A 13,136-nucleotide genomic window follows, 5' to 3' on the forward strand; every position below is an offset into this window, starting at 1 on the left:
TGCTTCTCCATCAATCCGAGGATCAATGGGGCAGTTTCGCTCGTTGTTCAGTTTTCAAAGAACAATTACTTTTTCAACAACGCCTATTATCTTATCATGTCAGCGTTTGTTGTGTCAAGCTCTTTTTTCTTTCCTGCAAAACTTATTGGTATGTAGGAAAGTGATCATCGCTTGTTTGTTTTGTTCGTTTCCGTCCATCTCTCTCGGCCGGAATTAGAATATACCATGGGCGCATATATCATTGCAAGCTTTTTCTTGAAAAACTTTTAAAACAAACGAAAGTCGTGCAAAATAAGCCTAGCTTTCGCTCAAAAAGTAATATTCCAGAGCAAAGCTCATGTTTTGAAGTAAGTTTTGCTTCGCAAAACGAAGCTCTTGCTTTCGAAGTAAGTTTTACTTCGCAAAACGAAGCTCTTGCTTTCGAAGTAAGTTTTGCTTCGCAAAACGAAGCTCTTGCTTTCGAAGTAAGTTTTGCTTCGCAAAACGAAGCTCTTGCTTTCGAAGTAAGTTTTGCTTCGCAAAACTTTGGAGGAGGTGACATCCATGGCAAAACAACAAGGACATGGCAATAAAAACACAACAACAAAATCCTCCGACAAAAAAGGAAATGCTTCAGGCAACAATCACTAATCTCCTTCACCAAAGCTTACACAACAAAATCCGCCGGTCGCTCATTTGAGCGGCGGCGGACTTTGTTCTCCCATTCGCTTCTTTCTATCCTACTTATTATTTCTTTTTATTCGCTTTAGACTTTGATTTAGTTCTAGAAATATAAGAATTCCCGCCAGTTCTGCTTCTGCGATCACTTCTATGACCACTTCTGTGATCCTTCTTGTGATCTTTTTTGCAATCACTTCTGTGATGGTCATTGTTGGATTGCGTGCAATCTACATCCTCATGACAATATTGATAGAGATGCTTTTCTACAGGACAACAGTGGTGGCGAGTAACAACATTCACTTGATGCACAACTTCCACAATCTGCGGATGAAAGACGTCATTGACGACGGTAACAGGCGGATCATATACACGGATTGTCGGGCAAATTGGTCTGCAAGACATATCAGGCAACTCCTTTCCTCATGTTCTACTATAATATACGAGGATAGGTCATGCTTTGCTTGTGTTAATGCCACTGCATGTCATTCGTTCCGTTCTATCATTTGTCCGTTATCGGTTATCAATTTTCTCCGGGTACAGGTCATGATTCGTTAAGCGATAGTCTGCCATTTGCTCGTACTTCGTACCTGGCTTTCCATAGTTGCTATAAGGATCTATTGAAATTCCGCCTCGAGGCGTGAATTTCCCCCATACTTCTATATAACGAGGCTGCATCAGCTCGATTAGATCATTCATAATAATGTTGATGCAATCCTCGTGAAAATCGCCATGATTGCGGAAGCTGAATAAATATAATTTGAGCGATTTGCTTTCTACCATTTTCACATCTGGAATATAGGATATATAAATTGTCGCGAAATCAGGCTGTCCCGTCATAGGGCATAGACTGGTAAATTCCGGACAGTTAAATTTCACGAAATAATCTCGATAGGGATGCTTATTATCAAAGGCCTCCAATATAGAAGGCGAATAGTGAAACGGATATTGTGTCCCTTGATTGCCTAGCAAGCTTAAATCTTGCAGTTCATTATTTGGTCTTCCTGTAGTCATACTTGTTGTCCCCTCTCGTCTATACGCCTCGTTTATTTCCCCACACCCATGCATGAAGCTGCGGCAAAATCCGGACATCGGTCATATCTTCCCTGTGCATGACTTGTTCAATTAACCATTCATATCGGCTGACAAGCTTGCCAAGGAGCTTCGCCGTATCCCCTTCTGCCAAATCATCATTGCCCGCTTGGACGAAGAACGGCGTATCTGGATACCGGCGATGCACACCAGCAGCATACTTCAAATCTTCTTTATCGAAAATAACGATTTTCAAGCTGAACTCGCTCCGATTATCCCGCAATCTGCTGACCATCTGATCAAGCACTTGCCAATCGGTCGCCATGCCAGAGCTTGGGGGCTTGGGGGAAAGAGTCAGCTCGTTGATATCGAGCAGCCAATCCTGCCAGCGGCTTCCCTGCGTTTCAACAGCTACACGAATGCCTTCGCGATGCAGTTCATTCACCAATACCCCCATATGCTTGAGCAAGGCAGGATTGCCGCCAGACAAGGTAACATGGGAAAAAGAATGACCGCCTAGCACACGAAGCTCGGCTATAATCTGCTCAGCGGTCAGCATCTGAATATCGTCTTTGCCTGTACCATCCCATGTAAAAGCCGAATCGCACCAAGAGCAAGAATAATCACAGCCCGCTGTCCGCACGAACATCGTTTTTTGCCCGATAACCATTCCTTCGCCTTGTACAGTCGGTCCGAATATCTCCATAACCGGAAGCCGCTTCTCATTCATGGGCAGATCCCCGCTTCGGCCGATATAGGCAATAGCTCGTTGGCGTTTCTCTTAGAAAGATTTGAATACATTGCGGCTTGTTCACCGTGCTGTCCAAAAAAGCTTGAACAATCTCATATATGGTCCGAGCTACTACTTCTGTTGTAGGAAATCGCTCAGGATTATGGGCATCAAACCATTCCTGATGATCATTCAGGTAGGTGTGGTCGAAGCGATCATGAATCAATTGCTTCAACAGGGAGAAATTAACGAGAAAGCCTGAGGAGTCCAATTCATCTCCAGCAATAGTCACATTAGCAAAATAAGTATGCCCATGGACGAACGCACATTTACCCGCTTCCTCGCTCGGAATGGAATGGGCTGCTGCGAACTGCATATCTTTATTCAATTCATAGCTATAAGGATGCTGAGTAACAGGATAAATCTGCTGTATCATGAGAGAGCCTTCACCTCTTTTACAGACAAATACTGTGATAATCCTTGGTTCCTCAGCTGGCAAGCCGGGCACTCACCACAGCCCTCCGCTATTATTCCGTTATAACAGGTTAATGTTTTGTTCCTGACAAATTCAAAAGCGCCAAGCTGATCCGCTAGCTCCCATGTCTCAGCCTTGCTCAGCCACATTAATGGTGTCTCAATCAGGAATGGATAATCCATAGATAAATTGAGCGTAACGTTAAGCGACTTCACAAAAATATCACGGCAATCCGGATAACCGCTAAAATCAGTCTCACAGACACCCGTGATTATTGTCCGCGCTCCTATCTGCTTGGCAAGCACTGCAGCAAAAGAGAGAAATAATAAGTTCCTTCCATCAACAGCGGTCGAAGGCAATTCCCCCTCTTGCTGCTCAATGGCAATATCATCCCTTGTCAATGCATTAGGCGCAAGCTGATTTAATAGTGACATATCAAGGACATGATGCTTTACCCCAAGCTCGTCAGCAATTTGAGCCGCACATTCCAGCTCCAGCGCATGCCTCTGTCCATAGTTGAACGTAACGGCCTCTACTTCCTCATATCGCTGCATAGCCCAGAACAGACAGGTCGTACTGTCTTGCCCTCCACTGAATACGACGACTGCTTTACCTTGCTTCATTACAATTCTCCTCCCTTTCAATTAGAGAGAAGTCCTTCGAACCCAACCTATTCATACCCATAAAACAAAAAAAGGAAACCCTAAGGAGGCTTCACTTCTTCCTTAGTTTTTTATAGAGGGAGTTCGCGAACCTCTCCTGAAGCAGACCTCTAGTCTGGCTCAGACTTGTTATTAAGCTGTTACCTTCCGTACTATAGCACAGGTGAACATTTGGCAACAAGTTTTCCACCTATGAAACACAGATTACTTCTTGCGGTAAATGTTACCACCCTACAATTAACTAATAGCCTCCCCCCTCGCTCGTTCTGAAATCATATCCTACAATAAAAAAAGAGACTAAGCTGGCGGATTAACCGCACATTTAGTCTCTTATCGAATGGTTTAATTGAGATTTGGTTATTTAGCCAGCTTGACCATCGCATTCAATGCGGCTTCTATCTCCCGCTCTACCGCTTGCCCTACGACATCAGTATGCGGATCATATTCCGCTGCAAGATCGGAATCAGCATAGCCATCAAGCGCTAAAATCGCTCCAGCACGAGCTCCGCGCAATGCAGCCACTACGTACAGCGCAGCAATCTCCATCTCTACAGCCAATACACCAGCCGCTTTGTATTGCTTGTGCGGAATTTCAACCACACCGTTGAAGAACACATCCAGCGTAACGGTGATCCCCTTCTTGACGATCCCGCCTGCTTCCAAGGCAGAAGCATACAAAGCATTCGTTACATCAGAGTCTGCAACAGCAGGGAAGCCGTCTGGTACCAATTGACGAGTCAAGCCCTCAGCGCGAACAGCTGCTGTACTTATGATCAAGCTGCCAGCAGGATGATCTGCCGAATAAGAACCAGCTGTACCCACACGGATAAGCGTCTTCACGCCGCCGCGAATCAGCTCTTCGAAGCATACGGCTGCCCCTGGCGAGCCCACCCCATGGCTGACAACAGCCAATTGCACACCCTTGTATTCGCCAACAAAGGTACGGTATTCACGACTGAACGCCAGCTCGCGGGCACCAGTCAGCTTAGCTGCTATTTTCTCCGCACGTCCCGGGTCACCGCATACAATGGCCAGTTCGGGCAAATCTTCACTATTTACTTGCAAGATAGACAATAACATTCTAATCAAACTCCTTATGAACCCACTCATCCTCGGGTATGTCTATTTTTTCGCCAGAGAAGCGCTGCTCCTTGAACGGGTCGGCATAATTATGGAAGCCGTTCCGTTCCCAGAAGCCAGGGCGATCCTCTGCCATGAATTCAATACCGCGAATCCACTTCGCACTCTTCCAGAAATATAAGTGCGGCACTACGAGTCTCAGCGGCCAGCCATGCTTGTCGGTTAACGGTTCACCGTCGAAGCGATGGGCAAGCATCACATTCGTATGCAGCATATCCGCAAGCGGTAGATTCGTATCGTAGTCTTGATCCGCGTGAATCATCACATATTTCGCCTCGGGCTTTACCCCAAGCAGAGGAAGCAAATCTATGAATCGTATTCCTTCCCACTCCGTATCGAATTTCGACCAACGAGTAACACAGTGTATATCATGAACCTGCTTCGATTGAGGCAAATCCATCAATTGGTCGAAGGTGAAGATCTTCTCTTGCTCTACTTCTCCGAATATGCGGAGTGTCCAGTCAGCAAGATCATAAGTTGGCACTTCGCCCTCGTGAAGAATCGGGAAGCGCTCTGTTACCGTCTGCCCAGGAGGCAGCCTATGAGCAAGCTCAGGCGCTATCTCGACTTGCCGAATGGGCGCTTTTTTTAGCCGCTCCGCTTTCTTGTGCATCGAATTCATGATGTCCAGTTCCTCCTAAGACGTAATAAGCAAGGATTAACGCGAGCTTTCATTCGCTTTGCGGGCTTCCTGCATGTAGCTCTTATCCTTGAAGAAGAGCATCGCAATAATCGTTACGACGTACGGAAGCATCATAGTGAAATGAACAGGTATCGTAAAGCTTTGAAGCCTTGTGCTCAATGCATCCATGAAACCAAACAGCAGGCTGGAGCCAGCAACGCCAAGCGGATTGGATTGGCCGAGCATAGTCGCAACCAAAGCAATAAATCCGCGGCCAGCTGTCATGCCTTCCGTGAACATCGTCACTTGACCAAGGGACAGCTGAGCACCAGCAAGACCGCACAGTACACCGCACATTAGAATTGCGCCATACTGAATTTGTGTTACCTTGATCCCCAGACTTCTGGCAGCTGTCGGATTCTCGCCCGCAGCAAGCAGCCTGAACCCGGATACCGTCCGGAACAAATAATATTGAAGCGCGATAACGAGCACCAATGATAAGTAGACAAGCGGAGAATGGCCAGACAATACATCCCCTACCCAAGGAATATCCTTCACTAGAGGAATATCCCACTTAGGCAACCCTACCATATCCTTATCGTAATAAGCGCCCTTCACATCAAAAATGGCACGAAGGGAAAAGGTCGTAAGTCCTATCGCCAAAAAGTTCAATGAAATACCGACGACAATCACATTGGCCCTAAGATTAATGCTCATATAAGCCAGCAATAAAGAAAAGAACATGACACAAACAATTGCAAATAATACGGCCAGCCAGACATTTCCCGTCAGATGATTGCCTACAATTGCTGCGAAAGCACCAATAAGAATAAGCCCCTCAAGACCCACGTTGAACAAGCCGACGCGAGAACATAATGCTCCTCCTAAGGCTGCCAGCAGAATCGGCGTCACCATCCGCAAGGTGGAAGCAAACAACGATACATCAAACAGCTGATCCATTGGAAGCCCCCGCTTTCTTCTTTTTAATGAACGAATAGGTGAATTTCGCCGAAATAAACAAGATCAGCACCGCCTGAATAATACTCGACACCTCTAGCGGAACGTCCGTATTTCTCTCGACGCCCATGCCGCCTGTCTGCAAAGCTGCCAATATAATAGCAGCAACCGCAGTGCCAATCGGATTCGAGCCAGCTAGCAGAGTAGCCATAATGCCTGACCATGCGTAGCTAGGAGCAGTCAAGGCTCCGTCCAAATAACGATATTGTGTTCCGAGCACCTCTGCTGCACCAGCCAGACCCGCGAAGCCGCCGCTGGCGAACATGCTGTACAGCATCAGCTGTCCACGCTTCACGCCGCCGTAGCTGGCGAACAATGGATTGCCGCCCATCATGCGTATCTCATAACCGCTCACCGTATGCTTCATGAACAGGGCAAGAAGAATCGTACCGAACAAAGCGAATAAGAAACCGGCATGAACGCTCATCCCTGAGAAAAGCTTCGGCAGCCACGCGCTCTGCTCAATCATAACCGTCTGTGCCATTGCAGCTGAGCCGCTTCGATCCATCAATGGATAAGAAACGATGTAGCCTGCGAATAGAGTGGCAATATAATTAAGCAATAAAGTTGTAATAAGAAGATTCATTCGGAATTTGGCATCGAGCCAGCCTGCAAAAGCCGACCAGAGCCCGCCTGCGATAATGCCTGCGAACAGTGCTGCCACCAGCTTCAATGCTCCCGGACCAGGCAAATAAATAGCGGTCAAAGCAGCACTAAGTGCACCAAGCACCATTTGCCCCTCTGAGCCCATATTGAAAAATCCAGCCCGGAAGGCTAGTGCTACCCCTAAACCAATTAGAATAATCGGTGTAGCACGGCTTAGCGTATTCGTTAGAAAATAAAAGCTGCCGAAGGCACCGTTCCACATTTGCGCATAAGTCTCCAGCACTGAGCCACCAACGATGGCTATTGCTATAGCTCCTGCCGCCAAACCTACAATAATAGCGAGAAGAGGCTGTAACAGCGCACGTCCCGTGCTTTTAAGCAAATCCAACCTGTTCCCCTCCCGCCATCAAAAGACTAATTTGTTCCTCAGTAGCCGTCTCGGACGGCAGTTCACCGACAATTCGGCCTTCATTCATAACGAGAATACGATCAGACAGCTTCAATATTTCCGTAAGCTCCGAGGACACTAGCAAAATTGCACCGCGATCCGATCGTTTCTTCAATAATTCACCATGTATAATTTCCATCGCTCCAACATCTACTCCACGTGTTGGTTCTGCCGCTATGAGGAATGGGGTACGCTGGGCAAGCTCCCGGGCAACGATTAGCTTCTGAAGATTGCCGCCTGACAAATTCTGAGCCTTCGTATGTATCGATCCCGTCTTAATACCGAATTGCGTTACCCAATCCTTCACCATATGACGAATGCCAGAATGGCGAAGAATACCGAAGCGATTGTTTTTGCGGGCATGTCCCATAAGCCCGTTTTCCTCAACCGTCGCCCCTTTAGCCACTCCCCATTGGTAGCGGTCCTCAGGAATATGAGCCAAGCCTTGATCGCGAATGGAACGAACGGTGCTTCCGACAATATTGGTGCCCAGCAATCGAACCTCGCCTTCATCGGGCTGCATCAAACCAGAGATCGTCTGGAGCAATTCCGACTGGCCATTACCCGAAATCCCGGCTATCCCTACAATTTCTCCCTCATGAACACTCAGGCTTACCTGATCTAACAAAGGCTTTGCCTTCTTGCCGTTCACTGTCAAATTACGAACCTCCAGCACCGCTTTCCCTGGTTCTGGCGAGTGTTTCTTCAGATCCACCAAATCGCGACCAACCATTAATCGGGATAGCTGCTCCACATTCGTATCCGATGCCGCAATCGTTCCCGTTACCTGACCGTCTCTTAATACTGTAATTCGGTCAGCTACCTCCATTATTTCCTGGAGCTTATGGCTAATCAGTATGAAGCTCTTGCCTTGACGTGCCAAAGCCTTAATCGTAACGAGCAATTCACTCACTTCAAGCGGAGTAAGCACGGCTGTCGGCTCATCTAATATGATGACTTCAGCGCCCTGATGGAGAACCTTCAGAATCTCGACACGCTGCTGCATGCCAAGTGAGCATTCCTCAACCTTTTTCCAAGGGTCTACCGCTATCCCATATTGACGCGACAACTCTTCGGTCTGTGCCGCAGCTTCTTTACGGTCAAACCCGACTATTTTGCCTGGTTCGCGGCCGATCACAATATTCTCTGCTACCGTAAACGAAGGAAAAAGCATGAAGTGCTGATGCACCATGCCAATTTTACTGCGAATTGCATCTACCGGGCTTGAGAAGGCTACTTCATTCCCACGAATAGATATAGATCCTGACGTTGGCGTTTCCATTCCATACAAAATACGCATTAACGTCGTTTTACCGGCTCCATTCTCTCCTACGAGGGCATGAACCTCCCCTTCCTGCAACGTAAAATCAACTGCTCGGTTAGCCGTTACGGCACCATAAGATTTCGTTATTTTGTCCATTCGCAACAGCATGCGAGCTCTCCTCCCTAATAAGCCAGCAACAAGGAAACCGGCTGCTTTGTCCGCAGCCGGTGAATATTACTATTAAGCTTTTTCTACAACAATCTTACCAGAAATAATGTCGTCAGCAATAGCTTTGACCTTGTCAATATTTTCTTGACCAATGAATGGGCTAAGCGGTGATTTGCTGTCATGCGTTACGAAAGTTACGCCTACGCCGCTTTCCTTCAGACCATAATCAACAGAATCAAATTCGAATGTTCCGGAAGTGAATGCTTTCACTGTCTCATAAGCAACGGCATCCGTTCCTTTAAGCTGGGACAATACGATATGCTCCGCATCAAGCTCTGTGCGGTCAACGTCTTGACCAGAAGTATAAAGATTCTTTTCCTTCGCTGCTTCGAACACGCCAAGGTCGCCTACTGCTGCCATGCCTGCTACGAAGTCCGCGCCTTGATTATATTGCAGCAATGCCAATTCCTTGCCTTTAGCGGAATCCGTGAAGTTACCTACATAGTTAATCAAATATTTTGCTTCTGGATTCGTTTTCTTAAGCCCTTGCTCGAATCCGTAAGTGTATTTCTTCAATAGCGGTGTATCCATTGCTACTACAGCGCCAACTGTATTCGTCTTTGTAGACAAGCCAGCCAGTGCGCCAAGCAGATAAGCCGCTTCTTGCTCACGGAACACTACGCTGCGTACGTTCGGAAGATCAACCTCTGTGTCGATAATCGCAAAGGACTTGTCCGGATTTTCTTGTGCGACTTTCCTTAATGCATCTTCAGCTTGGAAAGTTGCTGTTATAATCAGATCATATTTCTCAGCCACAGTAGCACGCAGATTTTGCTCGAATGCTGCCGGGTCTGTCGATTCGATCGTTTTCACTTCTGCATTGAATTCTTCACCTGCACGTTTGAAGCCTTCATCCATGGATACGAAGAAAGGATTAACACCCATTTTTTCTGGAAGCACTAATGCAATACGTTTTTTCTCTCCACCTGCATTGCCTGCTCCATTCTCGCCTTTGTTAGCTCCGTTCTCGTTCTTGCCGTTAGAACCGCAAGCAGCGAGCATCGCAACGATAACAAATAGTGAAACTACTAAGGAAACTGTCTTTTTCATTCGTAAGTTCTCCCCTTAACCTTATTAGTTTTCTCTCTCATTCCTATTTATCCTAGTGGGTTAATAGGAATTTGTCAATCCTGTATTTCGACAAATTTCTTGTTTATTCTACACTATTATGTACATCCTTTGTTCCCTAAATCACGTATTGACACGAATTTGTAACAATGATACCATTATCACACTATTCCTATTAGTTTAGTAAGGTTAACATTTTATACATATTGGAGGAAATTATTATGAGAAATAAGCATCTTACATGGAAAAAACCACTTGTCTCTACTGCCGTAGCGCTTACTCTCGCTTTGTCGACCGCTGTACCGCTTCAAGCTGCTGCACCCATCCCGGCTGTGCAAGCTGCTGCACCTTTATCTGCCACACAAGCAAGCTCTACTAACGAATTCAAAGTGTTTCTGCAAGACAAATACAATATCGCTTTTGCGAGCAGCTCCATTACCCGAGGAGAATTTATTCAGCATATTGCCCGCATACTTGATCTGGAGCCTACAGAGGCTGCACCTGTCTTTGCTGATTTAGCCGCAACCAGTCCTTATTATGCCGCAGCTGCCGCACTTTATGAGCATGGCATCATAACTTCAACTACAGTTCAAGCCGATCAGCCACTAACTGCAGCAGCTTCTTTGTATATTGCTGTTAAAGCAGCGGATTTGAAAGAGCTCGCGTCTACATACGGGGCGGAGAAAACAGCCTTTTCTTTAAAAAAGCTGAATCTGTCTGCTGCTTCATTGAGCACTGCAGCGGCACAAGAGCTGGCGACAGCTGTTGACTCCGGCCTGCTGCCAAAGTCCTTCTATTCCGAAATTAAAGGCAAAAAGCTCTCTCCTGCATTGGCTGAGACTCTGCTAGTCCATATCTTGTCCATCAAAGGTGAATATAAGCATTACATTGGCGAAGCAGCAGATTCAGATATTTATGCGAAGCTTACGAACGCCTATTCCACTGCCGACCTTATTCAATCCGCTGAGCTTCAGCAAGTTGTAGATACTGCATTGAAGCAGAATCTGGTGACAGGCTATAACCTTAAGGATGCCCGTTTTGACGCTAACTTTGTAGAATCGCTGTCGATTACTTATGGTCATGACAATCTGAAGCATGCCATTCAATTAATTGGTCTTCTGCGCAGCGAAGGGCTGAATGCAAAGATACAGCTGGAGCCAAAAACTTCCGCCTTCATTTATCTGAAAGAATGGGGAGAGCCAGTACAGACCGATAACTATAAAGTCGTACAAATCGAAAACGGCAACTACATCGCTTATGCCAAGGAATACGACTTGAAGTTCGAGTTCGATAATGCAGGGGACAAAGCCCGCTTCCAGCCGGTCGTATTGCAGTATGCCAAGAAGGATAGCGCAGAACAAGCTGGTCTTATTGCAAGCTCATGGTGGCAGCCGTTGTACTATTCCTTGACAGAGCTTCCTGAATACGAACAAATTACAAACAACAAAATCGTCGGTAAGGGCCATTACTATGCACAATCCTTCTCATTGAATGAGAACTCCGCCTCCATCGTAGAAGGCTTCAAAAAACTCGGCAAAGATTGGGATGTAACTTCCTATAAGTTCTGGGTCGACAAACCATTCTTCAATTATCTGAACGGCGAATCTCAGTAAGCAAGCCCATTCTTCAAATAAAAAGAAGTGTCCAATCCGTCATGCATACGGGCTGGACACTTCTTTTTCATTAATCACCTGTAGCCATCTTGCATCGCCTGTACATTGCGAGTCATCTTCTCGAACAGACTAATCGCTGCATCCATTTCTTCAAGCTCGAAATCGTCAAACAGGCTAATCATAATTCTCTCTCTTACCTCCAGAATCTGACCGACGACCTTTCTTCCTTCCTCGGTAATTTCCAGCAGCACAATTCGACGATCTTGATTGCTTCGTGTGCGATCAATAAAGCCATGCTCGATAAGCCTATCCGCGATTCCAGTTACCGCACCGCTTGTAATTCGCAGAAGCTCTGCCATTGCAGTAGCCTTTTGAGGCCCAAGCTCAGAGAGCAGAAGGATCATCTTCCCTTCCGTCATTCCAATCCCATTAACGTTAAAGCGATTATATTCATTGGTTATAAGCCGTCGCAGCATACGAAAGCGATCATCCATCTCTCGCATCTTTTCCAATTTCATCTCATTCAAATCCATCTTCAACCTCACCGTTATAGGATATGCATTTCCTATACTATAACGTTTTTTCAACATTCAGCCAACCTGATAGACCAATTAAATTTTGCACTATGCTAGCCTTTCATGCCTTTTGCTTGAAAACCATACTGCAACAGCTCAGCTGTCTCTTCGAATCTGGACTCAGCGGTGCTTGATCCCATAACGACCGTAATCAAGCGCTTGCCATCCTGCTTCGCCGTTCCTGTGAAGCAGTAGCCCGCTCTTTCTGTATAGCCGGTTTTTAAGCCATCACTGCCAGGATAAGCATAGGGCTTCCCTGACAGCATCATATTCGTTGTCGCAAGCTTCATGTCCGAGCGCTCCAGCAGTACACTGCCTCTTGTCGTAATATCAAGCACCTGCGGATACTTTTTGATCAAATAGCGCGCTAATATTGCCGTATCCTTAGCCGACAGCTCCGTATCTTTTGCATTAGCGGCAGCTTCAAACTGGGCTAAATCCGAGCGGCTAAGGCCCGTTGCATTGCCGAATATGGCTTGATCGGATAATCCAATCTTCTGTCCCCGTTCATTCATTAGCTTAAGAAAGCCTTGCTCAGATCCCCCAATATGCTCGGCTAGCGCAACGGCGGCATCGTTAGCGGAATGTATTGTCATCGCATCGAATAACTCCTTCACCGTCCACTCCTCCCCTTGTGCAAAGCCAATCTGTGCCCCCATCACTTCTGCCGCATACCTACTCGTTATGACCTTGTCCTGCCATCCCAGCTTTTCTTTATTAATGTGCTCCAGAACGATAATTTCCGTCATCATCTTGGACATGCTCGCAGGCGGGAGAGGCTTATTGGCATTTTTCTCATAGAGAACTTTCCCTGTCTCCGCATCTATTATAATCGCTGATTCTGCTTCAATAGCAGGTTCTCTGCTAGAAGTCATACGCCCCATTGCCGATATAACGATACAGACAAGCATAATAACCCCTAGGAGCAACAGCAGTCTGGCATATTTTCCTCCGTCACTTCTCGTGCTTCTCATTATAAAAAATCCCCTTTCAACTTCT

Annotated in this window: 14 protein-coding genes and 1 riboswitch; of the genes, 2 read left to right on the forward strand and 12 right to left on the reverse strand. The window is 46.4% G+C overall.

The features are described 5' to 3' along the window. Nucleotides 1–284: 284 nt before the first annotated feature. Nucleotides 285–572, forward strand: coding sequence for a hypothetical protein (locus AC50YO_RS20340; RefSeq protein ID WP_494850009.1), 288 nt, complete (start codon nucleotides 285–287; stop codon nucleotides 570–572). Nucleotides 573–1,170: 598 nt separating this feature from the next. Here AC50YO_RS20340 and queF read toward each other — a convergent pair. The 10 genes from queF to AC50YO_RS20390 all read right to left on the reverse strand — a co-directional run bounded on the left by queF (nucleotide 1,171) and on the right by AC50YO_RS20390 (nucleotide 9,931). After that, nucleotides 1,171–1,671, reverse strand: coding sequence for a preQ(1) synthase (gene queF / locus AC50YO_RS20345; RefSeq protein WP_494850010.1), 501 nt, complete (start codon nucleotides 1,669–1,671; stop codon nucleotides 1,171–1,173). A 19-nt stretch (nucleotides 1,672–1,690) separates the two neighbouring features. Beyond that, nucleotides 1,691–2,419, reverse strand: coding sequence for a 7-carboxy-7-deazaguanine synthase QueE (queE, locus tag AC50YO_RS20350; protein ID WP_494850011.1), 729 nt, complete (start codon nucleotides 2,417–2,419; stop codon nucleotides 1,691–1,693). Next, the gene (queD, locus tag AC50YO_RS20355; protein WP_494850012.1) at nucleotides 2,412–2,855 is read right to left on the reverse strand and encodes a 6-carboxytetrahydropterin synthase QueD; all 444 of its coding nucleotides are present in this window, start codon (nucleotides 2,853–2,855) and stop codon (nucleotides 2,412–2,414) included. The genes queE and queD overlap by 8 nt, the downstream gene beginning before the upstream one ends. Continuing rightward, nucleotides 2,852–3,517, reverse strand: coding sequence for a 7-cyano-7-deazaguanine synthase QueC (queC, locus tag AC50YO_RS20360; RefSeq protein WP_494850013.1), 666 nt, complete (start codon nucleotides 3,515–3,517; stop codon nucleotides 2,852–2,854). The genes queD and queC overlap by 4 nt, the downstream gene beginning before the upstream one ends. Before the next feature lie 96 nt (nucleotides 3,518–3,613). Beyond that, a riboswitch (PreQ1 riboswitch) is annotated at nucleotides 3,614–3,657 on the reverse strand. Between the two features lie 256 nt (nucleotides 3,658–3,913). Then, the gene (locus AC50YO_RS20365; protein ID WP_494850014.1) at nucleotides 3,914–4,636 is read right to left on the reverse strand and encodes a nucleoside phosphorylase; all 723 of its coding nucleotides are present in this window, start codon (nucleotides 4,634–4,636) and stop codon (nucleotides 3,914–3,916) included. A 1-nt stretch (nucleotide 4,637) separates the two neighbouring features. Next, nucleotides 4,638–5,309 carry a sulfite oxidase-like oxidoreductase gene (locus AC50YO_RS20370; protein WP_494850133.1) on the reverse strand — a complete coding sequence of 224 codons (672 nt, stop codon included), beginning with the start codon at nucleotides 5,307–5,309 and terminating at the stop codon, nucleotides 4,638–4,640. Nucleotides 5,310–5,354: 45 nt separating this feature from the next. Next, on the reverse strand, nucleotides 5,355–6,278 hold the full coding sequence (locus AC50YO_RS20375) for an ABC transporter permease (RefSeq protein WP_494850015.1): 924 nt from the start codon (nucleotides 6,276–6,278) through the stop codon (nucleotides 5,355–5,357). Continuing rightward, nucleotides 6,262–7,329, reverse strand: a complete 1,068-nt coding sequence (locus AC50YO_RS20380) for an ABC transporter permease (protein ID WP_494850016.1) — start codon at nucleotides 7,327–7,329, stop codon at nucleotides 6,262–6,264. Before AC50YO_RS20380 ends, AC50YO_RS20375 begins: the two co-directional genes overlap by 17 nt. Next, entirely contained in the window at nucleotides 7,316–8,821 is a 1,506-nt protein-coding gene (locus tag AC50YO_RS20385) for an ABC transporter ATP-binding protein (RefSeq protein WP_494850017.1), read from the reverse strand. The genes AC50YO_RS20380 and AC50YO_RS20385 overlap by 14 nt, the downstream gene beginning before the upstream one ends. A 72-nt stretch (nucleotides 8,822–8,893) precedes the next feature. Continuing rightward, nucleotides 8,894–9,931, reverse strand: coding sequence for a BMP family lipoprotein (locus AC50YO_RS20390; protein ID WP_494850018.1), 1,038 nt, complete (start codon nucleotides 9,929–9,931; stop codon nucleotides 8,894–8,896). Nucleotides 9,932–10,170: 239 nt separating this feature from the next. Here AC50YO_RS20390 and AC50YO_RS20395 point away from each other — a divergent pair, with 239 nt between their 5' ends. Continuing rightward, a complete protein-coding gene (locus AC50YO_RS20395; RefSeq protein ID WP_494850019.1) occupies nucleotides 10,171–11,562 on the forward strand; it encodes a hypothetical protein in 1,392 nt (463 codons plus the stop codon). A gap of 74 nt (nucleotides 11,563–11,636) precedes the next feature. On the opposite strand, the gene AC50YO_RS20400 is transcribed toward AC50YO_RS20395, so the two are convergent. Both AC50YO_RS20400 and AC50YO_RS20405 read right to left on the reverse strand, forming a co-directional pair. Further along, on the reverse strand, nucleotides 11,637–12,152 hold the full coding sequence (locus tag AC50YO_RS20400; protein WP_494850020.1) for a MarR family winged helix-turn-helix transcriptional regulator: 516 nt from the start codon (nucleotides 12,150–12,152) through the stop codon (nucleotides 11,637–11,639). A 38-nt stretch (nucleotides 12,153–12,190) separates the two neighbouring features. Beyond that, on the reverse strand, nucleotides 12,191–13,111 hold the full coding sequence (locus AC50YO_RS20405; RefSeq protein ID WP_494850021.1) for a D-alanyl-D-alanine carboxypeptidase family protein: 921 nt from the start codon (nucleotides 13,109–13,111) through the stop codon (nucleotides 12,191–12,193). Between the last annotated feature and the right edge of the window lie 25 nt (nucleotides 13,112–13,136).

It is taken from the genome of Paenibacillus sp. J22P59 (assembly GCF_059383895.1).

Coding starts and splice junctions, on each gene's coding strand:
- queF (WP_494850010.1), bottom strand. CDS start 1,671: ATGACTACAGGAAGACCAAATAATGAACTGCAAGATTTAAGCTTGCTA.
- queE (WP_494850011.1), bottom strand. CDS start 2,419: ATGAATGAGAAGCGGCTTCCGGTTATGGAGATATTCGGACCGACTGTA.
- queD (WP_494850012.1), bottom strand. CDS start 2,855: ATGATACAGCAGATTTATCCTGTTACTCAGCATCCTTATAGCTATGAA.
- queC (WP_494850013.1), bottom strand. CDS start 3,517: ATGAAGCAAGGTAAAGCAGTCGTCGTATTCAGTGGAGGGCAAGACAGT.
- AC50YO_RS20365 (WP_494850014.1), bottom strand. CDS start 4,636: ATGTTATTGTCTATCTTGCAAGTAAATAGTGAAGATTTGCCCGAACTG.
- AC50YO_RS20370 (WP_494850133.1), bottom strand. CDS start 5,309: ATGCACAAGAAAGCGGAGCGGCTAAAAAAAGCGCCCATTCGGCAAGTC.
- AC50YO_RS20375 (WP_494850015.1), bottom strand. CDS start 6,278: ATGGATCAGCTGTTTGATGTATCGTTGTTTGCTTCCACCTTGCGGATG.
- AC50YO_RS20385 (WP_494850017.1), bottom strand. CDS start 8,821: ATGCTGTTGCGAATGGACAAAATAACGAAATCTTATGGTGCCGTAACG.
- AC50YO_RS20390 (WP_494850018.1), bottom strand. CDS start 9,931: ATGAAAAAGACAGTTTCCTTAGTAGTTTCACTATTTGTTATCGTTGCG.
- AC50YO_RS20395 (WP_494850019.1), top strand. CDS start 10,171: ATGAGAAATAAGCATCTTACATGGAAAAAACCACTTGTCTCTACTGCC.
- AC50YO_RS20400 (WP_494850020.1), bottom strand. CDS start 12,152: ATGTTGAAAAAACGTTATAGTATAGGAAATGCATATCCTATAACGGTG.
- AC50YO_RS20405 (WP_494850021.1), bottom strand. CDS start 13,111: ATGAGAAGCACGAGAAGTGACGGAGGAAAATATGCCAGACTGCTGTTG.